Raw genomic sequence first — 20,162 nt, forward strand, 5'->3', positions numbered from 1 at the left:
GGCGCTTGCTCCCGCTTTTTCAGGTCTGCTGCGCAGCCCAACGGGAGCAAGCTCCCTCGCCAGAGGGTTAGGGTTGAAGTGCCGTTACAGCAACGGAATCGAATAACTCACAAACACCCGATTCTGATCCTGGTCGCGCGCCACTTCACTGCGCGACACGCCGTTGCGCCAGCCAAACCCGACGTTCTTGAACGTGCCGCTCTGCACCACGTAATCCAGTGAGATATCGCGCTCCCACTCGCTGGCATCGTTGCCGCTGGCGGTGAGGATGTGGTCACCCTTCAAGTACATCAGCGAGGCCTTCAAGCCGGGCACGCCCAGTGACGCGAAGTCGTAGGCGTACTGCGCAAACGCCGTACGCTCGCCCGCCTGGATGAAGGTCTGCACGGTGCGGTCGGTGTAGAGGTACAGGCTGGCGCCGCCCTCCCCTTTGTTCACCAGGCCACCCTGGTTGAGTTGGGCGAAGTTACTGTCATCCGAGACTTGCTGGTAACCGGCGGTAATCGCGTGCGGCCCCAGGGAGTAGATGAACGCCGCGCTCCAGGTGTTGTTGTCGATTTCACCGTTGCCGTTTTTGGTAAACCCACTGATTTTGTAGCCTTCGGCACGGCCGGCGGCGCTGCTGTTTTTGCCGTCGGAGCTGGTCTTGAAGTAGCGCAGGTCGGTTTTCAATGAGCCGTAATCACCCAGCGGCAGTACATGGATCAACCCAGCGAAGTGCTGCTGGTAATAATCCTCGAGGTTGGCGTAGTAGTACTGGACCATCAGGTCCTTGGTCACTTGGTAATCGGCGCCTGCATAGTTGAACGTGTTGCTTTCCTGGGTACCGCCCGCTGCCGCCAGGCCGCTGCGATCACTGGAGCCGCGGCCGGTGGTGTGTTGCAGCTGGCCGCCGGTCAGGGTCAGGTTATCGATGTCTTTGCTAGTGATTTGCCCGCCTTCGAAAGACTGTGGCAACAGGCGACCGTCGTTGCTCACCAGAATCGGCAGGTTCGGACGCAGGTAGCCGTAGCGCAGTTCGCTCTTGGCGAAACGCGCCTTGGCCGTTGCGCCGCCACGGGCCCAGTTGTCGACGGCCTTGCCGTCGTCGTTGGGGATCATCGAGCTGCCCACATGGCGGCCGGCGCCGCTGTCGAGGGTCACGCCGAGCATGCCGACGGCGTCCAGGCCAAACCCCACGGTGCCATCGGTAAAGCCCGATTGATAGTTGAGGATAAACGCCTGGCCCCACTCTTCGGTCTTCGAGGGGGCGGCGGCGCCGTCACGGTTGTCGTTGTTGAAGTAGAAGTTGCGCATGCTCAAGTTGGCTTTGCTGTCCCCCAAAAAATCAGCCGAAGCCAAAGGGCTCAAGGCAATGCCCAGGCCGCCGGTCAATACGCTTAACACATTCAAAGTGGCTTTCATCACAACCTCAGTCAATTAACCCATGAGCGTCATAAAACGGATACGGCCCCGGGTAGTCCCCGAATACGCCGTTGTGGCTGATCAAACCTTGTTGCGCCTCCCAGCGATGCAACAAATAGCCCGCCGGCTCCAGGTTGAAATGCGCGGGCGCCGCTTCTTGCAAATCCAGCACGATCTGGTGAGAAGTGCCGGGGCACACACAACTCACACTGCCGCCGAAACGCCGCTGCATCGGCCGGTGCAGGTGCCCGCACAACAGGCGCTCCACTTGCGGATGGCGCGCAACGACCTGCTCGAGGGCGGCAGCGTTGATGAAAGGTTCACGGTCCATATGGCCGATGCCGCTGATAAACGGCGGGTGATGCAGGATCAACAGCGTTGGCGCCTGCGGGCGCAGCGCCAACTGCTCGTCGAGCCACTGCAGTTGGCTGTCGAGTAACTGGCCGCCGTGACCTCCCGGGATGGTCGAGTCGAGGCCGATCAGGCGCAGCGGGTGGTCGTCTACCACCCAGTCCAATGGGCCATCCGCCGACGCGGGCAAATAGGGGTGATCACGGAACGCCTCCAGCAGCGGACCGCGTGTGTCGTGGTTGCCGGGCACCAGGTAGCACGGCATCTGCAGGCGGGCGAGTTCAGGGTGCAGCACGGCGTATTCATCGGCGCGGCCGAAATCCACCAGGTCACCGCTGATCACCACGATATCGGGGCGCGGGTGGCTGGCGTTCAGATGGTCGACGGCACGGCGCAGCGCGCCCAGGGTGTCGACAACGCCATAGGTGAGGCGTTGGCCGGCTTTAAGGTGCAAGTCGCTGATCTGCGCGACGAGGAACGGACGATTCACAATAGGTTCTCAAGCATTCAGGGTGAACAACATGTGCGGCGCAATCGCCAAGGCAATCGGCGCGCCGACGGTGTAGAGCTGGTTGTCGCTGCTGTCGACCAGCAGCGGTTGCGGGCCGCCCACGTCCACGAGCAGGCGGCTTTGCGCGCCCTGGAAAAACTGCGCCAGCAGATGACCGTGCAGGTGCCCTTCTCCTTCCATCACCCGCAAGTGTTCAGGGCGGCAGTAGATCGTGCTGGGCAGGTCCGCGCCGTGCCACGGCAACTCGCCGCCGCAGACTTTCAAGCCATGCGCTGAAGGCTCGATCACCGCGAAGGCATTGAGGTTGCCGACAAACCCCGCGACGAAGGCGTTGGCCGGTTTCTGGTAGATGTCCCGTGGGCTGGCCAGTTGGGCGACACGCCCGTGTTCCATCACCAGGATGCGGTCGCCCAGGGCCATGGCTTCACCCTGGTCGTGGGTGACGAACACCGAGGTGATGCCGAGCCCACGCAGCAGTTCGTTCAGTTCGCTGCGCAGCCGTTCGCGCAATTGCGCATCGAGGGCCGCCAGCGGTTCATCCAGCAATAACACCTTGGGGCGCGGCGCCAAGGCACGGGCCAGGGCCACACGCTGACGCTGGCCGCCGGAGAGCTCGTGGATGCTGCGCTTGCCGTGATGCTGCAAGCCCACCAGTTCCAGTAACTCGTCGCAGCGCTTGTTGCGCTCAGGCACCGACATGCCGCGAATCTTCAAGCCGTAAACGATATTCCCCGCCACATCCAGGTTGGGAAACAGCGCGTAGTTCTGGAACACCATGCCCACGTCGCGGCGTTCGATCGGCAGGCGGGTCACGTCCTGATCGCCAAAAAACACCTGGCCCACATCCGGGCGTTCCAGGCCGGCGATCAGGCGCAAGGTCGTGGTTTTGCCACAGCCTGACGGGCCAAGGATCGCCAGGGTTTCGCCGCCTTCGACGGTCAGGTTCAAGTCATGCACGGCCACGGTGCCGTCGGCGAACGCCTTGCGACAGCCTTGCAGGCGAATAGTGATAGCGGTCATCGACGCTCTCCACGGGACAAACGGGCACTGATGGCCTGCAGCGCGATCAGCAGCGGCACGATCATCAGCAAAAAGATAAGGGTGTAGGCGCTGGCGATTTCCAGGCGCGCCGAGGCGTAGCTGTCCGCCAGGCCCACGGGCAAGGTCTTGGTCATCGGCGTATGGAGCATCCAGGTCAGGTTGAACTCACCCAGGGACAACGTGACCACCATCAGCACACCGGCCAGGATCCCCGCCCGGCAGTTGGGCACCACCACGCTGAAGAAACGCTTGATCGGACCAGCGCCCAGGCTGGCCGCCGCCTCCTCCAGCACCGGCAATTGCTGGCGCTGCATCACCGCCATCACCGGGCGTACCAGGAACGGCAAGGTGAACAACACGTGGCCGACCAGAATGAACACCCAGCTGCTACGGAAGCTGCCGAACTGGCCATAGGTGAGCAGCAAGGCCAGCGCACTGGCCAGTCCGGGCATGGCCACCGGCAGCACCATCAGTTCTTCAAAAGCGCGGCTGAAGCGGTTGTTCATACGCACCAATGCGTAGGCCGCCGGTACGCCAATCACGCAGACGCACACGGCACAGGCCAGCGCCAGTTGCAGCGACAGCCACACGGTGGGCGAATAGGCCTGCCACACCTGGATCAACCAATCGAAGGTCAAGCCGCTGGACAGGCCCACAAAGAAATTGCGCGTCAGCCCGGCCAGCAGCGACATCAGCACCGGCACCAACATGAAGGCACACACCAGCAGGGTAAACAGCAGTTGCATCACAAACAGCGATGAGCGTTTCACAGCACAGTCCCCGCGTTTTTCACCAGGCGGCGCGTGAGCAGCAACACGGCCCAGGTCACCGCGCCGAGGACCACCGACAGCGCGGCAGCCACGGCAAAGTTGGCGTAGTTGGTAAACACGTTGTAGATCGCCACCGGGGTGACATTCAGCCGCGTGCCCAAGGTAAAGGCGGTGCCAAAGGCGCCCATGGACGTGGCAAAACAGATCGCCCCGCACGACGCCAGCGCCGGCGCCAGGCCCGGCACAATCACATCGCACACCACCCGCCAATGCCCGGCGCCCAGCGAATGCGCGGCTTCTTCCAGGCTGCGGTCGAGGCTTTCGCAGGCGGCCATCACCGTGAGGATCACCCGTGGAATCGAGAAGTACAGGTACCCCACGAACAACCCCGCCAGCGAGTAGGCAAAGATCCAGCGCTCACCCGCCAGTTGCAGGCCCAGGGCGGCAAACAGGCCCTGGCGCCCCGCCAGCAGAATCACCAGGAAGCCCACTACCACGCCGGGAAACGCCAGCGGAAACGTCAGCAATGCCACCAGCGCCGAGCGCCCGAAGAACTGCTGGCGGGCGAGAAACACGCCGCTGATGCCGCCGATCACCAACGCAACCAGCGTCACCACCACCGCCAGCACCAGGGTTTGCCCAAGGCTGCCCAGGTACTGCGCACTGCTGAGCACCTGCCAGTAACCACTGCCGTTGCTGTCACGGCTTTCGGCACCGAGCAGCACCAAGTGCGCGAGCGGCAACAGCCAGAACGCGAACAGCACCGCAAACGCCGGGGCCAGCGCCCAGGCGGCATGTCTTGCCGATGCTGCCACTTACTTGACCTCGTTCAGGTAACGGGCGGCGAAGGCTTCCTGCACAGCGGCCATTTTTTCGTAGTCCACCACCCCGGCGCGCGCGTAATCGCTGTCTGGCAGGAACTGCGCGGCGACGTCGGCCGGCATTTTCATCGGGCGCACAGGGCGCAGGTACGCCTTTGCCCAGAGCGCCTGGCCTTCGTCCGACAACACGAAGTCGAGGACTTTTTCGGCATTGGCGCGGTGCGGCGCGTTGGCGACCAGGCTCATCACGTAAGGCACGCCGATGCTGCCTTCCTTGGGGATCACGAAGGCGACGTTGGCCTTGTCTTTGTAGCGCGCGCGGTAGGCGTTGAAGTCGTAGTCCACCAGGATCGGCAACTCACCGGACAGCACCCGTGCATACGCGGTTTGCTTGGGCACGATGGGCGCGTTCTTCGCCAGTTTCTGGAAGTAGTCGATGGCCGGGGCGAAGTTGTCGAGGTCGCCGCCCATGGCGCGGTTGATCGCCACTGCCGACACGTAGCCGACGAAGGCGCTGGACGGGTCGAGGTAACCGACCATGCCTTTGTACTCTGGCTTGAGCAGGTCGGCCCAGCTTTGCGGCACCGGCAAACCACCGAGTGCATCAACGTTGACCATGATGCCCAAGGTGCCGGAATGGATCGCGAACCAATGGCCGGCAGGGTCTTTGAGGCCCGCCGGAATCTGCTCCCAGGCCTTGGGTTTGTAGGTGTCGACCACTTGGGCTTTTTGTGCCTGCAGGCCGAAGGTCACGCCGTAGTAGACGACGTCGGCGACCGGTGCGGCTTTCTCCGCCACCAACTGCGCCAGGGACTGGCCGGAGTTCTTGTTGTCCAGCGGCACCTGCACGCCGGTGCTGGCGGCAATAGCCTTGAGCTGAGTGCCCCAGTCGGCCCAGTCCGGCGGGCAGTTGTAGCAAATCGCGGTGTCGGCGGCCTGGGCCAGGCTGGCCGTACCGCACAGCAGCAGGGCTGCCAGGGTTTTACTGAGTGCGCGCATCAAGGGTCTCCTCATGGGGTTGGGTACTGTCGCCTGGTCGAATGTGGCAAGGCAGGCAATGTGAAATCGGGGCGTTGCCGGCGATCTGCGCCAGCAACTGGTCAATCACGGTGCTGGCGAGCAGCGCAATGGGCTGCACCACGCTGCACAGGGTCGGGTGCATCTGGGTGCCGAGGCTGATGCCGTCGAACCCCATCACCGAGAGTTGTTCGGGTACGTTCCAGGCGTTGCGGCGCAACTCAGCGATCAGGCTGATTGCCAGGAAATCGTTGGAGCACACCAAAGCGGTGGGTGCCTCGGCCCCCTGGAGGAAAGGTTCGATAGCAGCGAATTCGGCCTGGGTGTGGGCCGGCATTTCGATCACCGGACGGCTCTTGAGGCCGTATTCCTTCATCGCATCGCAGTAACCGGCGTAACGCAGGCGGGCACGGTCCGATTGCAAAGCGGGGCCAGCGACCATGCTGATGCGCCGGTGTCCGGCGTCCAGCAGATACCGTGTTGCCATGGCCATGCCGGCGCGGTTGTCGACCGACACGGCGCTGTAGTTGGGGTTGCTAGGTTGGTGGTAGGCCAGCACGAACGGCGTCTGTTCGGTGTTCAGGCTGCTGAGCACGCTATTGCTCTCGGCATCGGTGACCGTCAGCACCAGGCCGTCGACGCGCTGGCGCAGCAGCTCTTCCACCACAATGCACTCGCGTTCACTGCTGTAGTCGGTGGTTGCCAGCAACAGGCTGTAGCCGCGCGACCGTGCAGCGCGCTCCATGGCCTGGAACTGCTCGGCAAACACCGGGTTGAGCAGGTTAGGCACCACCACGCCGATCAATTGGGTGGTTTGCAGGCGCAATTGGCGGCCCAGCAGGTTCGGCCGGAAGCCCAACTCACGGGCGGCGGCGAACACCTGCTCGCGGGTGGTCGGGCGCACTTGGTCGGGGGAGGCAAAGGTGCGGGCGGCGGTGGCGCGGGATACGCCAGCCAGGCGCGCAACGTCTTTCAGGTCAGTCATTGTCACTCGCTTGAGATCGATCTCATTGGCGAGGACAGTAATGGGGAAATGTGGCAATCCGGCGGTAAGGTGATGACAGTTTGATGTCGGTGGACCCGATATACTGGGGCCAAAATGTGGGAGGGGGCTTGCCCCCGATAGCAGTGGGTCAGCACTGGTTTGGGTGGCTGACACACTGCAATCGGGGGCAAGCCCCCTCCCACATTGGACCGGTGTCCCTCCATAGACGGTCATACTTAATGGGTAGGGTCACAAACCGGGCGCGCAAAATCCGCCCACTAACCTTTCGATTCGATCCAAGTGCGGGCACAATGCGTGTCCTTTTTTGGCAGGCACCGCCGCAGGCTCTCAAAAATGATCAAAACGCCGTACTACCTCATCGATAAACAGAAGCTTCTGGTCAACATGCAGAAGATTGCTTACGTGCGCGAGCAGTCCGGCGCCAAGGCCCTGCTGGCGCTCAAGTGCTTTGCCACCTGGTCGGTGTTCGACCTGATGCAGCAATACATGGACGGCACCACCTCGTCGTCGCTGTATGAGCTCAAGCTCGGCCGCCAGAAGTTCGAAGGCGAGGCGCACGCCTACAGCGTCGCCTGGGCCGACGATGAAATCGAAGAGATGCTGGATAACTGCGACAAGATCATCTTCAACTCCATCAGCCAGCTGCAGCGCTTTGCCGAGCGCTCCGAAGGCAAGACCCGCGGCCTGCGCGTCAACCCGCAGGTGAGCAGTTCCGACTACTTGCTGGCCGACCCGGCGCGTCCGTTCAGCCGCCTGGGCGAATGGGACCCGGTGAAGATCGAAGGCGTGATCGAGCAGATCTCCGGCTTCATGTTCCACAACAACTGCGAGAACGGCGATTTCAGCCTGTTCGACAACATGCTCGGCACCATCGAAGAACGCTTCGGCGCGCTGCTGCACAAGGTCGAGTGGGTCAGCCTCGGCGGCGGCATCCACTTCACCGGTGAAGACTATGCCGTGGACGCGTTCTGCGCGCGCCTGAAGGCGTTCTCCGAAAAGTACGGCGTGCAGGTCTACCTGGAACCCGGCGAAGCGGCGATCACTAACAGCGCCTCCCTGGAAGTCACCGTGCTCGACACCCTCTACAACGGCAAGAACCTCGCCGTGGTCGACAGTTCCATCGAAGCCCACCTGCTGGACCTGCTGATCTATCGCCTCAACGCCAAGCTGGCGCCGAGCGATGGCGAACACACCGTCATGGTGTGCGGCAAATCCTGCCTGGCCGGGGACATCTTCGGCGAGTATCAATTTGATCGTCCGCTGGCCATCGGCGATCGGCTGTCGTTCATCGACACCGCAGGCTACACCATGGTCAAGAAAAACTGGTTCAACGGCCTGAAAATGCCGTCCATCGTAGTGAAACAACTCGACGGTACAGTCGAAGTGGTTCGTGAATTTGGTTACGACGACTACCTGTCCAGCCTTTCGTAAGCTGGCGGATAAAGGAGAGATAAAGCAATTGAAAAAGAACGTTCTTATCATTGGTGCAGGAGGTGTCGCCAAGGTGGTGGCCCACAAGTGCGCGCAGCACAACGACGAACTCGGTCGTATTGCTATCGCGTCGCGCAACATCTCCAAATGCCAGGCCATCATCGACAGCGTCAAGGCCAAGGGTAGCCTCAAGGTTCCCGCCGATATCCAAGCCTTCGCGCTGAACGCCCTGGACGTGGAAGCGACCAAGGCCCTGATCCGCGAGACCGAATCGCAGATCGTCATCAACGTCGGCTCCGCGTTCCTCAACATGTCGGTACTGCGGGCCTGCATCGACACCGGCGTTGCGTACCTCGACACCGCCATCCACGAAGAGCCGGGCAAGGTCTGCGAGACCCCGCCGTGGTACGGCAACTACGAGTGGAACCACCTGGAAGAGTGCAAACAGAAGAACATCACCGCCATCCTTGGCGTGGGCTTCGACCCGGGTGTCGTCAACGCGTATGCCGCGCTGGCGCAGCAACAGCATTTCGACCGCATTGATTCGATCGACATCCTCGACGTCAATGCCGGCTCCCATGGCAAATACTTCGCCACCAACTTCGACCCGGAAATCAACTTCCGCGAGTTCACCGGACAGGTGTGGAGCTGGCAGAACAGCCAGTGGACCAGCAACACCATGTTCGAAGTCAAACGCACCGACGACCTGCCGGTCGTCGGTTCGCAGAACCTTTACCTCACCGGCCACGATGAAGTGCACTCGCTGTCGAAAAACCTCGACGTGCCCAACGTGCGTTTCTGGATGAGCTTCGGCGAACACTACATCAACGTGTTTACCGTGCTGAAGAACCTCGGCCTGCTCTCCGAAAAGCCGGTCACCACCGCCGAAGGCCTGGAAGTCGTGCCGCTGAAACTGGTCAAGGCCGTGCTGCCTGACCCGTCTTCGCTCGCGCCGGGCTACACCGGCAAGACCTGCATCGGCGACCTGGTCAAAGGCACCAAGAACGGCCAACCGCGTGAGATGTTCATCTACAACGTGGCGTGCCATGAAGAAGCCTTTGCCGAGACCGACAGCCAGGGCATCTCCTACACCGCAGGCGTTCCACCCGTAGCCGCTGCGCTGCTGGTAGCGCGCGGTGAGTGGGATGTGAAGCACATGGCCAACGTCGAGGAATTGCCCGCTGAGCCGTTCCTGAAAGCGCTGGACGTGATGGGCTTGCCGACTCGGATTAAAGACGAGCACGGTGATCGGGCTTGGGATGCAATTGCCTGAATAGGCGATCGCTGACCGAACAAAAATGTGGGAGGGGGCTTGCCCCCGATAGCGGTAGATCAGTCACAGCTGTATTGACTGACACACTGCAATCGGGGGCAAGCCCCCTCCCACATTTGGTTTTAGGGTGTCTGTTATTCCAAGTTCCGGGCCGAGTTGCTCAGCGCTCTCGAACATTGTAAAAGCGCCGGTGCACCCAGGGTCATGTCGCCCAGGAACGTCTCGATCGCGACCTGGTTGGATCGGTTGAAATACGTCCTTGTAGTGAGCGAGCTTGCTCGCGCTGGGCTGCGCAGCAGCCCCCAAACCCGACAACCGAGCCGCATCAGGTATACCGCGCAAACCGTCCTGGGGCCGCTTCGCGGCCCAACGGGAGCAAGCTCCCTCGCCACAGGGGATCGCATTTAGCCATGAGTTCCAGGACTTTTCCCACAAGGGTTTCAGGTTGTCGCTCGGAACTTCGCTCACTAACCTCTGCTCCGTCGCTGCCAATTCAGCGGCCGGATTTGACCGTCCGACTTCAAAGAGCAACTGCGCCTACACCGATCTTCGGCGTTTTTTTACGCCTGATGTATTGTGTCGCGGCAGCTGTACGCGGGATACCTTCGGGTATGCCGGTTTTGCTTCTTTGGCCGGTCGGTCAACCCGCGTATAGCTGCCACCCTAATTCGGTTGACTGCGAATCGTGGCAGCTCCATTTACAAAGGAGCTTCACCATGATCAAAGACAGTCCAAATCCCCCAGAAACACTCTTCACCGTCCGCGCCGACTTAGACACGGAAACCTTGCTGGCCAACGCCTCCCAAGACCTCGCCGCCATCAACGACATCGCGGCCCACCTGGCATTTGAAGTAAACGGCGCCCAACGCAACATTGCGCTGGGCATCTGCCGCATGCTGGAAGGGGTGCAACTATTGGTCGACAAGGCGCTGAATACGGCTTACCCAGTAGCCTGAATCATCAAAGACGATCGTTCCCATAAACGGGAACGATCTCAAAACACCGACCACCCAATCCGCTCACTCAACAACTCCAACGCCTTCATCCCCGCCAAAGAATTCCCCGCCGCGTTCAACTCCGGCGACCACACGCACACCGTAAACTGCCCCGGCACCACGGCAACGATCCCGCCACCTACTCCGCTCTTGCCCGGCAAGCCGACGCGATAAGCAAAATTCCCCGCCTCGTCATACAGCCCGCTGGTGGCCATGATCGAGTTGACTTGCCGGGTCTGTCGGGCGGTCAGAATCTGTTCGCCGCTGTGGGCACTCGTGCCCTCGTTTGCCAGGAAGCTGAACGCCTTGGCCAGATCCACGCAGCTCATTTGCAGCGCGCAGTAGTTGAAGTAGCTGTGCAGCACGGCATCCACGTCGTTGTGGAAGTTGCCGAAGGATTTCATCAGGTAGGCCATGGCGGCGTTGCGCGCGCCATGCAGGGCTTCGGATTCGGCGACGACGCTGTTGACCAGGATGTGTGGGTTGCCCGACAGGCGCCGCACGAAGTCGCGCATCGACAGGATCGGCACGGCGAAGCGCGACTGGTTGATGTCGCAGATCACCAGCGCACCCGCATTGATGAACGGATTGCGCGGGCGCCCGCGTTCGAATTCCAACTGCACCATGGAGTTGAACGGCTGCCCTGACGGCTCGTGGCCCAAGCGCTCCCAGATGGTTTCACCACCGTGGTCGATGGCCTGCACCAGGCTGAACACCTTGGAGATGCTCTGCACCGAAAACAGCGTATCGGCATCACCGGCGCGGTAGGCCGAGCCGTCGTTGCCGTACACGGCGATACCGAGTTGGTTGGCCGGTACATCGGCCAGCGCGGGGATGTAATCGGCGACTTTGCCGAGGCCGATCAGTGGACGCACTTCGTCGAGAATCGACGAGAGCATCGCCTGCATGTCTTGTCCTGTCATCTGTGTTGGAATCGCTGGTAAACGGGTCGCGGAGGATACTTCAATGCGCGCGGAAGCCCCACATAATCTCAACCACCCGCTCGGCAATCACCATGTACACCAGGATCAGCAACAGTTGCAGCGCCAGGTGATAACGCAGCTTGGCCAGCCGGCGAATGCCATCGCTGATATTCAACACCGTCAGCAATGCGGACAGGATGATCAACCCCCACCCCGCGACATCGGACGCAAACACGCCGATAAACAGTTCACGTTGCCCGACCAATGTGTGCGTCCCCGCCGCAAACAACAGTGCACACACCAGCAGGTTCTTCACGTTGTCGAAGATCTGCGTGCTCAGGTCGTTTTCCAGCAGCGCCATATAGCGCTTCCATAAGGTCTGCATCGCTCGGTACCGATCAGGGATGGCTCGTCACTCAAAGTAGTCCAATTGCCCGTACACTGCACCGCTGCGCTCACCCTTTGAGTACCTTTGCATGAAACTGATGATCGCCCTGGCCGCCCTGTTGTTGGTATCGGCATGTACGTCGACGCCGCCGCCCCAAGACGCCACCGCCTCTGTTTGCCTGGCCGGCGGCGGCAGCATGAAGCAAGTCGGCAAACTGCAAAGCTGGAAGTGCATCACGCCCTACAAGGACGCGGGCAAGGCGTGTACCGATTCGAGCCAGTGTGAAGGCGAATGCCGGACCAGCGTGACCGCATCCTCCGAAAATCGCCCAGTAACAGGCGCGTGCCAGGCGGATAACGGCCGCTTTGGTTGCTCCGCCACTGTCGAGAAAGGCCAGTTGGGCCGGGCGATGTGCGTGGACTGAAGAGCGCCACATTTTTGCGGACTGTAGGCCGCGTTAAAAATGCGCCACATCCGACACCCGATCATCCAGCACATCCCGCGCCAGCGCCCAGGCGCGGTCTTTGGATTCCACCACCAGCAATGGGTAGCCCCACGCCTTGCCAAACATCACGGCAAACGGCTTGAGCGCCAGCCGCTGCGCAGCGCTGGGCTCGACCTGGATCATGCCCCTGACGTACGTGCGCAGGGCCGGCCTGTTTTTCTTCATCCAGATCGACGCCTGTTTGCGCTCTTCGTGGGAGTGTTCGTGATTGTTTTCATCTTCGGCCTTTTCATGCAGCAGCACGAAGGCTTGCTGGCGGGCCAGCAGGCCTTCGAAGACCACGAATGCATCGTCGGGCCCGCCTTCGTTTGGCGCATCAAAGACGATTTTCACCACTGGGAATGTTGAACTATCGAGTCGCATGGCAGACCTCCTGAATGAGAGTGGATCTCATCATAGGGATCAACTTGCTGGACGGCATTGCACAGAATAGCCAGAATGTTTCGCAATTCAGCCAAGCTGTGAAACCGCCATGACGCGCCACCGCCTTGATCAATTCGACCCCTCCAGGGCCAAGGACGCCGACATGATCCCGCGCGCCGTGGTGGCCGTGGGCGCTACCAGCACGTCCCAGACGTGGGAGCATGCACCGCATGTCCATCACAAGGGCCAATTGATGTACACCCTGCGCGGGGTGATTCATTGCCAGATCGAGGCCGGTATCTGGATTGTGCCGCCCCAGTGCGCGCTGTGGATCCCCGGCGGCCTTTCACATGCGGCGCGGGGAGCCGGCGAAGCCGAGGTGTATTGCCTGCTGATCGACCCGCACGCCGCTGGCGCCCTGCCCCCGCAATGCTGCACGCTGGCGGTGTCCGGCCTGTTGCATGAGTTGATTACTAAGGCGGTGAGTTTTGAGCATTGGTACGAAGAGGACAGCGCTCAGGGCCGCTTGATCAGCACGCTGCTGGACGAGTTGGCCCAGGCGCCCATCGAAGACTTGCACCTGCCGATGCCCCAGGACCCACGGTTGCGGCGCCTGGCCGACAGCCTGCTGGCCAACCCCGGCGACAAGGCCACCCTTGGCCAGTGGGCCGTGCGCATCGGCATGAGCGAGCGCAGCATGACGCGCCTGCTGCTGGAAGAGTTCGGCCTGAGTTTCGGCCGCTGGCGCCGGCAGTTGCATGTGATCCTGTCATTGCAACGCCTGGCCAGGGGTGAAAGCGTGCAGCGGGTCGCCCTGGACCTGGGTTATGAGAACGCCAGCGGCTTTATCACCATGTTCCGCAAGGCAATGGGCCAACCGCCCGCGCGCTACCTGGCGGATCGCGCCGGGGCCTCCAGTGCGAACGCGGCCGCGACCATTGCGTTGCACGCGCTCCAGGCGCCGGCTCAACGCTGAACCGGGATCCGAATGTCACCGTCCCGGCACTGGGTCTTCACACTCCTGGGGCAACCGGCAAAGCGCAATTCCTTGCTCAGGCATATCCGTACTTCAGACAACACCTTGCCTTTGCAGATCACCGCCACACTGTGGTCGCCCATGGCGGGGTTGCTCTCGCGGAACAGCTGTTCGATGTCCCGGGCTTGCAAATAATTGGGCACATTGAACGGCTGCAGTTGCGGTGGGATCTGCACGGCGCCCAACGCCGCATCAGTGGCCTCTAAGTAGCGCGACGCCTCCAGGCCGCTGCAGGAGCCGTGCTTGGCCCATTCATGCTTGAGCAGTGAGCGCGTGGGAAACATCAGCGCGCCCTTGGCCATGTCTTCGGCCGAGAGTTGCGATTGAGGCTCGCACGACGCCGGCCACCCGCCCCGAGCGTATTGCGGCCACAGTCCGTGCAACACGAAGCCGTAGCCTTTGCCCGAGCACTGCTCGTTGTCCGGGTGCGTCAGGCAGAACGTCGGCGACCATGACAGCGACAGCACATAGAAATCAAAATCCCCCGCCGGCCGCTGCTCCCGTGGCGCCGCCATTGCACTTGTGGCAATGGCCAGCCACAACACCATCCAGTATTTCATCCCCGTGTTCCCTTAGAAAAATGAATCACTACCCTATTGCAACTACCCAGGATGATGGGGGTTACGTTGTAGCACCTTGTCGAGGATCCGATCGGTCTTCAACGCCTCGATCGCCTGTGAAGGGTGTTCGGCTTCCCCGCGGATATGGGCGTTCATGGCCAACACGTGGTGCCACTGGATATGCGCGTGGCAAGGCACGTCCAGCACCTCGTCGACCTCGCCTTCCAGGCGCAGCGGCTGGTCCTCGAATACGGCAAAGGTAATGCGCCCCGTGCTGCCGATCAGCTCGACCCGGTCTTCACGACGGTCGGCGACAAAGTTCCAGCAGCCCATGCCCAGCGCGCCGGACGCAAATGTCCAACAGGCCGTCACGGCATCCTCGGCGGCATACTGCCCGGCCTGTCGCGCGGTGAAGCCCGAGACCTCGACAATATCCCCGGCCAGGTACTGGAACAGGTCAAACCCATGGCTGGCCAGGTCGGCAAAGTAACCGCCGCCGGCAATCAGCGGGTCGGTGCGCCAATTGGCGGCGTCGGCGTCATCGACGCCCGGTGGCTTGCACAGGGTCCAGGTCAGGTGGCGCAGTTGGCCGATGCGCCCCTCTTGCAGCCACTGGCGCACTTGTTGGAAACGCGGCAGCGAACGGCGGTAATACGAAACAAACAGGTGCAGGCCGGCACGCTCGAAGGTGCGCTGCATCAATGCGCTTTGCTCGGCATTCAATGCCATCGGTTTTTCGACACAGCAATGCTTGCCCGCTGCGGCCACCATCAGGCTGTATTCAAGGTGGCTGTCGGGTGGCGTGGCGATGTACACCGCGTCCACCTCGGGATCGTCGATCAGGGCCTGGGCGTCGGTATAGAAGCGGGCAATGCCATGGCGCGCCGCATAATCGCGCACGGCTTCCTCGCGGCGCCCCATGACGGCCACCAGCGCCGAACCTGGCGCTTTGTAGAAGGCGGGTCCACTCTTCAATTCAGTGACACTGCCACAGCCGATCATGCCCCAGCGTACGGTGTTCATCGGTTTCCCTCGTGCGTTTTCGTCAATCGGGCAGTATCCACATCCCCACACGTCAGCGCCATAACCACTTAGCATGACACTTGCATTACACTTTTATGACAATCATCTCACTGCGGGGGCACAGACGATGAAAATCAGGGCCACGGTCATTTGCGAACACGAGGGGCATATCCTCTTCGTGCGCAAGGCCAGATCGAAATGGGCGTTGCCGGGCGGCAAGGTTGAACGCAACGAGCGCCCGGTCGGCGCTGCCGAGCGCGAGCTGGAAGAAGAAACCGGATTGAACGTGGACGGCTTGCTGTACTTGCAGGAACTCAAGGCCCGCGACACCCTGCACCATGTGTTCGAGGCCTCGGTGGTGAACATCGAAGACGCGCGGCCTCGCAACGAAATCGTCGACTGCCAGTGGCATGCCTATGGCGCGATGGATGAACTCGACACCACCGACGCCACCCGGCATATCGTCAGATCCTTTCTGCGTCGCTTGTAGTTCAGCGCTCTGTCCGGCGTATTACTCAACCCCAGGCTGCAGCAGCAACGCCACCAATGCACTCCACCCCGTCTGATGGGACGCCCCCAACCCGCGCCCGGTTTCCCCATGAAAATATTCATGGAACAACACCAGGTCACGGCTGGCCGGGTCCGCCTCCAGCTGCGCATACCCCGCCATCGACGGTCGCGAACCGTTTTCATCCCTGAGAAACAACCGCGTCAGCCGCTGACTGAGGCTGTCGGCCACTTCCTCCAGGGAGGACAGATAACCGCTGCCGGTCGGGTACTCCACCGAGAAGTTATCCGCGTAGTAGCGGTGAAATTCCCGCAACGACTCGATCAGCATGTAGTTCACCGGCATCCACAGCGGCCCGCGCCAGTTGGAGTTGCCGCCATACAGCCGCGAGTCGGATTCGCCGGGTTGGTAGCGTGCACTGAGGGTGTTGCCGTTCATTTGCAGCGCCAGGGGTTGCTCGGCGAACGCCTTGGACAAGGAGCGCACGCCAAACGTCGACAAAAACTCGCTGTCATCGAGCATGCGCCGCAGCAGGTCCTTGGTGCGCTCACCGCGCAACAGCGCCAGTAACAGGCGGTTGCCCTGCCCTGGCTCATTCCAGCGCGAGACCAGCTTGGCCAGGTCGGGCCGGTGCTTCATGAACCCGAGCAGGCGTTCGCGCAAGCCTTCCAACCCCTCATGCTCGCGCTGCTCCAGCACCAGCACGGCAAACAGGGGCATCAGCCCGACGATAGAGCGCAGACGCACCGGCTCGTTCTGGCCGTCGGGCCGGTGCAGCACATCGTAGAAGAACAGGTCGTGCTCATCCCACAGGCCTTCGGCGCTCTCGTCGACGCGGTTGATGGCGCCCGCGATGTACAGGAAATGCTCAAAGAACTTAACGGCGATGTCGACATACACCCCATTGCGCTTGGCCAGCTCCAGGCCGATACGCATCAAGTCCAGCGCATAGGCCGCGACCCACGCCGTGCCGTCGGCCTGATCCAGCTGGTACCCCGGCGGCAGCCCGGCCGAGCGGTCGAACAAGGCGATATTGTCCAACCCCAGGAAACCGCCCTGGAACAGGTTGCGCCCTTCGGCATCCTTGCGGTTGACCCACCAGGAAAAATTCAGCAGCAGCTTGTGGAAAATCCGTTCAAGGAAATCCATGTCGCCTACGCCGTTCAGCGCCTTGTCCTGCTGGTACACCCGCCAACTGGCCCAGGCGTGGACCGGCGGGTTAGCGTCGTCGAAGCGCCATTCATAGGCCGGCAATTGCCCGTTGGGGTGCATGAAGCGGTCTTTCACCAGCAGTAACAGTTGCTGCTTGGCGTACCCCGGATCGATCAGCGCCATGGCCACCGCCTGGAAGCCCTGGTCCCACGAGGCATACCACGGGTATTCCCAGGTGTCGGGCATGGAGAGGATGTCGAAGTTCGACAGGTGCCGCCAATGAGTATTGCGGATATGCAGGCGCTCAGGCGGCGGCGCAGGTTGCGCCGGGTCGCCGTCGAGCCATTGGTTCACATCGAAATAGTACAGCTGCTTGGACCACAGCAAGCCAGCCAATGCCTGGCGCTGCACATTGCGCGCATCGTCGTCGTGGATGCCGTGTTGCAAGGCGGCGTAGAAATCATCCGCCTCTTGGCGGCGTTGTTCGAACAGCTTGCGGGCGTTGACCGGCGGCGCGTTAACGGGGGCAAACCGCAGGTAGAGGCTTTTACTCTCAAGGCCTGCCAATTCGAGGATAAAGCGCGCCGCGACTTTGGTGCCGCTGTCACGCCGAATCGCCGATTGAACACCCTCGACCACGTAATCATTGATCCCGTCCTTGAACGGCCCCGGCGCCTGCTGGCCATCCAGGCGGGGAACGTTGGTTTCGTTCTCGCAGAACAACCACTCCACCCCCTCCTGGCCCCAGGCGCTGAGATGCCGATCCGGCCGTTCAGGATGGCGCGCCAGCACCTGCTCTCCGTCCATCTTCAACTGCGGCTTGGGCGCATCAAAGGTCCAGCTCCAGTCATTGCGCGCCCACAACTGCGGCATCACCTGCAAGCGGGTCGGCTGCTCGGAACGGTTGTGCAGCGTGATACGCATGAAGAGGTCGTCGGGCTGATGCTTGGCGTACTCGACGCTGACATCGCAGTAGCGGTTGTCTTCGAACACGCCGGTGTCGAGGATCTCGTACTCGGCATCCTCCAAGCCACGGCGGGCGTTTTCGCGGATCAGGTCATCGTAGGGAAAGGCTGCATGGGGGTATTTGTAGAGCATGCGCATGTAGGCATGGCTCGGCACGCCATCGACGAAAAAGTACAGTTCCTTGACGTCTTCACCGTGGTTGCCCTCGGCGTTATTGAGGCCGAACAGGCGCTCCTTGATGATCGCATCGCGCTCGTTCCACAGGGCCAGGCCCAGGCACCAACGTTGCGCCTTGTCGCTGAAACCGGCGAGGCCATCCTCGCCCCATCGGTAGGCGCGGCTGCGTGCGTGTTCGTGGGGGAAGTAAGTCCAGGCATCGCCATCGGCGCTGTAGTCTTCGCGCACCGTGCCCCATTGGCGTTCACTCAAGTAAGGGCCCCACTCGCGCCAACGCTCGGCATCCTGCTGCGCCAGGCGCTGGCCTTCGAGGGTTGCAAGTATTCGGTTGTCGGGTGTGGCCGTCATCGGGTCCTCCATCGCCTACCAGGTAAGAGGCAGTGTAGAACCCAATGACGCCCGGATGCACATGAAGACTTAGAAGATGGCGTAGGTGTAGTTGAAGATCAGGCGAGTCTGATCCTGGTCGGGGGTGCCGGTGTTTTTGCCGTGATAGGTGCCGGTGCGCAAGGTGGTACCGAAGCCTTTCAGAGGACCGGCTTGCACCACGTAGTCCAGACGGAAGTCGGCTTCGTTTTCTTTCTGGTCAGGGCCACCGGCAACCTTCGACTTGATGTCCGAACCGTCGAGGTACGCCACGGAAGCCTTCAGGCCAGGCACGTAGGCCTTGAAGTCATACGAGTACTGACCAAAGTTGACCTGCTCGCCCGCGCGGGAGAACTGGCCCACCACGGCGTCGGTAAACAGGTAGAAGTCGCTGCCGCCGGCGCCTTGTGCGTGCGGGTCGGCCAGGCTGCCCTGATTGACCCACACAAAGCCGCCGTCGTCGCCCACGCCAATGTGGCCGAGCATCAAGCTACTGCCGCCCAGTTGGTAAGTGAAGGCCGCACTGTAGGTTTTGTTGTCCACTTCGTTGGCATGCTTGGCAAAGCCACCGTTGTTGTTGAACTGGTAGCCGCTCTCGCCGTTCTTGCCGTCGCTGGTGCTGTCGAAGTAACGCAGGTCGGTCTTGAACGACTGGTCATTGCCCAGTGGCAGCACGTGGACCAGGCCGACGTAGTTCTGTTTGTAGAAGTCTTGCAGTTGGGCGTAGTAGTACTGCAACGTCAGGTTTTTCGCGATGGCGTTGTCGGAAGAACCAAACGGTTTGTAGTCCACACCGCCGAATTTGAAGCTGTCGCTGTCGCGGGTACCGCCTGCCACGCTCAAGCCTGTGGAGTTACTGGAGGCACGGCCTTCGGCGCGGTTCAACTCACCGCCGGTGAAGGTGACATTGGGAATGTCATTCGAGGTAAGGATGCCACCGTCAAAGGTCTGCGGTGCCACGCGGCTGTCGTTGGAAACCAGGATCGGCAGAACCGGCGCCAAACCACCACCGACGTGCAACTCGGTATGGGAAACACGGAACTTCACGTTGCCCGCCGCGCGGCCGAAGGAATCGGCAGGCTCGGTGCCGTTGTTCTTGGTCGGGAAAAAGCTGTTGCCGTTGCCCGCCAGGCCTGGGCCCGCCGTGTGACCATCGCCGCCGTCCAGGCGCAGCGCGCCGAAGGCCATGACGTCGAAGCCCAGGCCAATGGTGCCCTGGGTAAAGCCGGATTTGTAGTCAAAACGCAGCGCAGTTGCCGCTTCGCGCAGGTCGTTGTTGGTCCCCGAGCGGTTATCCGCGCTGTAGTACATGCTCCGTGAGCTGACAGACGCATGGCTGTCTTCAAGGAAACCGCTGTGACCATTGCCGGTGCCCAGGGCACCGAGCCCGAAATCATCAGCGAATGCGTGTTGTGCAAGAACGGCGGCGGTGATCGACAGCGCCAGTGTAGAAATTTTCATTAACGAGGGCCCCTAAACATTTTTTTATGTGTGCGGTGTGCATAACGGCGTTTTCATCCTTGCAAACGTGACGATTCTTTCATGCCGGCCGGGGCGGACTCCGTGAAGAATTAG

General features: G+C 61.5%; 20 protein-coding genes and 1 pseudogene. 6 read left to right on the forward strand and 15 right to left on the reverse strand.

Annotated features, from left to right (window positions below; genetic code table 11):
- Window positions 1-84: 84 nt before the first annotated feature.
- Genes ACI512_RS21565 through ACI512_RS21595 form a run of 7 tightly spaced genes read right to left on the reverse strand, consistent with a single transcriptional unit; the run spans window position 85 to window position 6,900 of the window.
- On the reverse strand, window positions 85-1,404 hold the full coding sequence (locus tag ACI512_RS21565) for an OprD family porin (RefSeq protein ID WP_043205473.1): 1,320 nt from the start codon (window positions 1,402-1,404) through the stop codon (window positions 85-87).
- A gap of 7 nt (window positions 1,405-1,411) precedes the next feature.
- Window positions 1,412-2,245, reverse strand: coding sequence for a phosphodiesterase (locus ACI512_RS21570; RefSeq protein WP_102060722.1), 834 nt, complete (start codon window positions 2,243-2,245; stop codon window positions 1,412-1,414).
- 9 nt (window positions 2,246-2,254) lie between these two features.
- Window positions 2,255-3,286, reverse strand: a complete 1,032-nt coding sequence (locus ACI512_RS21575; RefSeq protein ID WP_012724722.1) for an ABC transporter ATP-binding protein — start codon at window positions 3,284-3,286, stop codon at window positions 2,255-2,257.
- Window positions 3,283-4,077 (reverse strand): ABC transporter permease, encoded by a 795-nt coding sequence (locus ACI512_RS21580; RefSeq protein WP_012724723.1) that lies wholly within the window; start codon window positions 4,075-4,077, stop codon window positions 3,283-3,285. The genes ACI512_RS21575 and ACI512_RS21580 overlap by 4 nt, the downstream gene beginning before the upstream one ends.
- Window positions 4,074-4,892, reverse strand: a complete 819-nt coding sequence (locus tag ACI512_RS21585; RefSeq protein ID WP_236381283.1) for an iron ABC transporter permease — start codon at window positions 4,890-4,892, stop codon at window positions 4,074-4,076. The genes ACI512_RS21580 and ACI512_RS21585 overlap by 4 nt, the downstream gene beginning before the upstream one ends.
- Entirely contained in the window at window positions 4,893-5,897 is a 1,005-nt protein-coding gene (locus ACI512_RS21590) for an ABC transporter substrate-binding protein (RefSeq protein ID WP_236381280.1), read from the reverse strand.
- Complete coding sequence (locus ACI512_RS21595; RefSeq protein ID WP_012724726.1) at window positions 5,881-6,900, reverse strand: LacI family DNA-binding transcriptional regulator; 1,020 nt, start codon at window positions 6,898-6,900, stop codon at window positions 5,881-5,883. The genes ACI512_RS21590 and ACI512_RS21595 overlap by 17 nt, the downstream gene beginning before the upstream one ends.
- A gap of 354 nt (window positions 6,901-7,254) precedes the next feature.
- Between ACI512_RS21595 and ACI512_RS21600 the strand changes: the two genes are divergently transcribed.
- Both ACI512_RS21600 and ACI512_RS21605 read left to right on the forward strand, forming a co-directional pair.
- Window positions 7,255-8,352: a carboxynorspermidine decarboxylase gene (locus ACI512_RS21600; RefSeq protein WP_012724727.1), complete on the forward strand. Its 1,098-nt coding sequence runs from the start codon at window positions 7,255-7,257 to the stop codon at window positions 8,350-8,352.
- Window positions 8,353-8,380: 28 nt separating this feature from the next.
- Entirely contained in the window at window positions 8,381-9,625 is a 1,245-nt protein-coding gene (locus ACI512_RS21605) for a saccharopine dehydrogenase family protein (protein ID WP_236381279.1), read from the forward strand.
- A 134-nt stretch (window positions 9,626-9,759) separates the two neighbouring features.
- Here ACI512_RS21605 and ACI512_RS21610 read toward each other — a convergent pair.
- Window positions 9,760-9,849 (reverse strand): annotated as a pseudogene (locus ACI512_RS21610) (IclR family transcriptional regulator); the annotation flags it as partial.
- Window positions 9,850-10,341: 492 nt separating this feature from the next.
- Between ACI512_RS21610 and ACI512_RS21615 the strand changes: the two are divergent.
- Window positions 10,342-10,581, forward strand: a complete 240-nt coding sequence (locus tag ACI512_RS21615; protein WP_064054541.1) for a DUF6124 family protein — start codon at window positions 10,342-10,344, stop codon at window positions 10,579-10,581.
- A gap of 38 nt (window positions 10,582-10,619) precedes the next feature.
- Here ACI512_RS21615 and glsB read toward each other — a convergent pair whose 3' ends face one another.
- Both glsB and ACI512_RS21625 read right to left on the reverse strand, forming a co-directional pair.
- A complete protein-coding gene (glsB, locus tag ACI512_RS21620) occupies window positions 10,620-11,528 on the reverse strand; it encodes a glutaminase B (protein ID WP_236381278.1) in 909 nt (302 codons plus the stop codon).
- A 55-nt stretch (window positions 11,529-11,583) separates the two neighbouring features.
- A complete protein-coding gene (locus tag ACI512_RS21625; RefSeq protein WP_236381277.1) occupies window positions 11,584-11,928 on the reverse strand; it encodes a hypothetical protein in 345 nt (114 codons plus the stop codon).
- Window positions 11,929-12,019: 91 nt separating this feature from the next.
- Here ACI512_RS21625 and ACI512_RS21630 point away from each other — a divergent pair, with 91 nt between their 5' ends.
- Window positions 12,020-12,355, forward strand: a complete 336-nt coding sequence (locus ACI512_RS21630; RefSeq protein WP_122809737.1) for a hypothetical protein — start codon at window positions 12,020-12,022, stop codon at window positions 12,353-12,355.
- Between the two features lie 33 nt (window positions 12,356-12,388).
- On the opposite strand, the gene ACI512_RS21635 is transcribed toward ACI512_RS21630, so the two are convergent.
- Window positions 12,389-12,799 carry a hypothetical protein gene (locus ACI512_RS21635; protein WP_046034728.1) on the reverse strand — a complete coding sequence of 137 codons (411 nt, stop codon included), beginning with the start codon at window positions 12,797-12,799 and terminating at the stop codon, window positions 12,389-12,391.
- A 109-nt stretch (window positions 12,800-12,908) separates the two neighbouring features.
- On the opposite strand from ACI512_RS21635, the gene ACI512_RS21640 reads away from it, so the two are divergent.
- A complete protein-coding gene (locus ACI512_RS21640) occupies window positions 12,909-13,775 on the forward strand; it encodes a helix-turn-helix domain-containing protein (RefSeq protein WP_236381275.1) in 867 nt (288 codons plus the stop codon).
- Here ACI512_RS21640 and ACI512_RS21645 read toward each other — a convergent pair.
- Window positions 13,766-14,395, reverse strand: coding sequence for a ribonuclease T2 (locus tag ACI512_RS21645; protein WP_236381274.1), 630 nt, complete (start codon window positions 14,393-14,395; stop codon window positions 13,766-13,768). The genes ACI512_RS21640 and ACI512_RS21645 overlap by 10 nt on opposite strands.
- Window positions 14,396-14,437: 42 nt before the next feature.
- Entirely contained in the window at window positions 14,438-15,418 is a 981-nt protein-coding gene (locus tag ACI512_RS21650) for a Gfo/Idh/MocA family protein (RefSeq protein WP_236381273.1), read from the reverse strand.
- A gap of 127 nt (window positions 15,419-15,545) precedes the next feature.
- Between ACI512_RS21650 and ACI512_RS21655 the strand changes: the two genes are divergently transcribed.
- A complete protein-coding gene (locus ACI512_RS21655) occupies window positions 15,546-15,908 on the forward strand; it encodes an NUDIX hydrolase (protein WP_064054544.1) in 363 nt (120 codons plus the stop codon).
- 21 nt (window positions 15,909-15,929) lie between these two features.
- Here ACI512_RS21655 and ACI512_RS21660 read toward each other — a convergent pair whose 3' ends face one another.
- On the reverse strand, window positions 15,930-18,569 hold the full coding sequence (locus tag ACI512_RS21660) for an MGH1-like glycoside hydrolase domain-containing protein (RefSeq protein WP_236381272.1): 2,640 nt from the start codon (window positions 18,567-18,569) through the stop codon (window positions 15,930-15,932).
- A 69-nt stretch (window positions 18,570-18,638) separates the two neighbouring features.
- Window positions 18,639-20,048 (reverse strand): OprD family outer membrane porin, encoded by a 1,410-nt coding sequence (locus ACI512_RS21665; RefSeq protein WP_236381271.1) that lies wholly within the window; start codon window positions 20,046-20,048, stop codon window positions 18,639-18,641.
- Window positions 20,049-20,162 lie beyond the last annotated feature (114 nt).

Origin of the sequence: Pseudomonas petroselini, assembly GCF_045037875.1 — a bacterium.
GTDB classification, from domain to species: domain Bacteria; phylum Pseudomonadota; class Gammaproteobacteria; order Pseudomonadales; family Pseudomonadaceae; genus Aquipseudomonas; species Aquipseudomonas petroselini.

Bases quoted from the DNA above. Each gene is read 5' to 3' on its own strand.
- ACI512_RS21565 (WP_043205473.1), bottom strand. From the start codon at position 1,404: ATGAAAGCCACTTTGAATGTGTTAAGCGTATTGACCGGCGGCCTGGGC.
- ACI512_RS21575 (WP_012724722.1), bottom strand. From the start codon at position 3,286: ATGACCGCTATCACTATTCGCCTGCAAGGCTGTCGCAAGGCGTTCGCC.
- ACI512_RS21590 (WP_236381280.1), bottom strand. From the start codon at position 5,897: ATGCGCGCACTCAGTAAAACCCTGGCAGCCCTGCTGCTGTGCGGTACG.
- ACI512_RS21595 (WP_012724726.1), bottom strand. From the start codon at position 6,900: ATGACTGACCTGAAAGACGTTGCGCGCCTGGCTGGCGTATCCCGCGCC.
- ACI512_RS21600 (WP_012724727.1), top strand. From the start codon at position 7,255: ATGATCAAAACGCCGTACTACCTCATCGATAAACAGAAGCTTCTGGTC.
- ACI512_RS21615 (WP_064054541.1), top strand. From the start codon at position 10,342: ATGATCAAAGACAGTCCAAATCCCCCAGAAACACTCTTCACCGTCCGC.
- glsB (WP_236381278.1), bottom strand. From the start codon at position 11,528: ATGCAGGCGATGCTCTCGTCGATTCTCGACGAAGTGCGTCCACTGATC.
- ACI512_RS21625 (WP_236381277.1), bottom strand. From the start codon at position 11,928: ATGCAGACCTTATGGAAGCGCTATATGGCGCTGCTGGAAAACGACCTG.
- ACI512_RS21630 (WP_122809737.1), top strand. From the start codon at position 12,020: ATGAAACTGATGATCGCCCTGGCCGCCCTGTTGTTGGTATCGGCATGT.
- ACI512_RS21635 (WP_046034728.1), bottom strand. From the start codon at position 12,799: ATGCGACTCGATAGTTCAACATTCCCAGTGGTGAAAATCGTCTTTGAT.
- ACI512_RS21640 (WP_236381275.1), top strand. From the start codon at position 12,909: ATGACGCGCCACCGCCTTGATCAATTCGACCCCTCCAGGGCCAAGGAC.
- ACI512_RS21645 (WP_236381274.1), bottom strand. From the start codon at position 14,395: ATGAAATACTGGATGGTGTTGTGGCTGGCCATTGCCACAAGTGCAATG.
- ACI512_RS21650 (WP_236381273.1), bottom strand. From the start codon at position 15,418: ATGAACACCGTACGCTGGGGCATGATCGGCTGTGGCAGTGTCACTGAA.
- ACI512_RS21655 (WP_064054544.1), top strand. From the start codon at position 15,546: ATGAAAATCAGGGCCACGGTCATTTGCGAACACGAGGGGCATATCCTC.
- ACI512_RS21660 (WP_236381272.1), bottom strand. From the start codon at position 18,569: ATGACGGCCACACCCGACAACCGAATACTTGCAACCCTCGAAGGCCAG.
- ACI512_RS21665 (WP_236381271.1), bottom strand. From the start codon at position 20,048: ATGAAAATTTCTACACTGGCGCTGTCGATCACCGCCGCCGTTCTTGCA.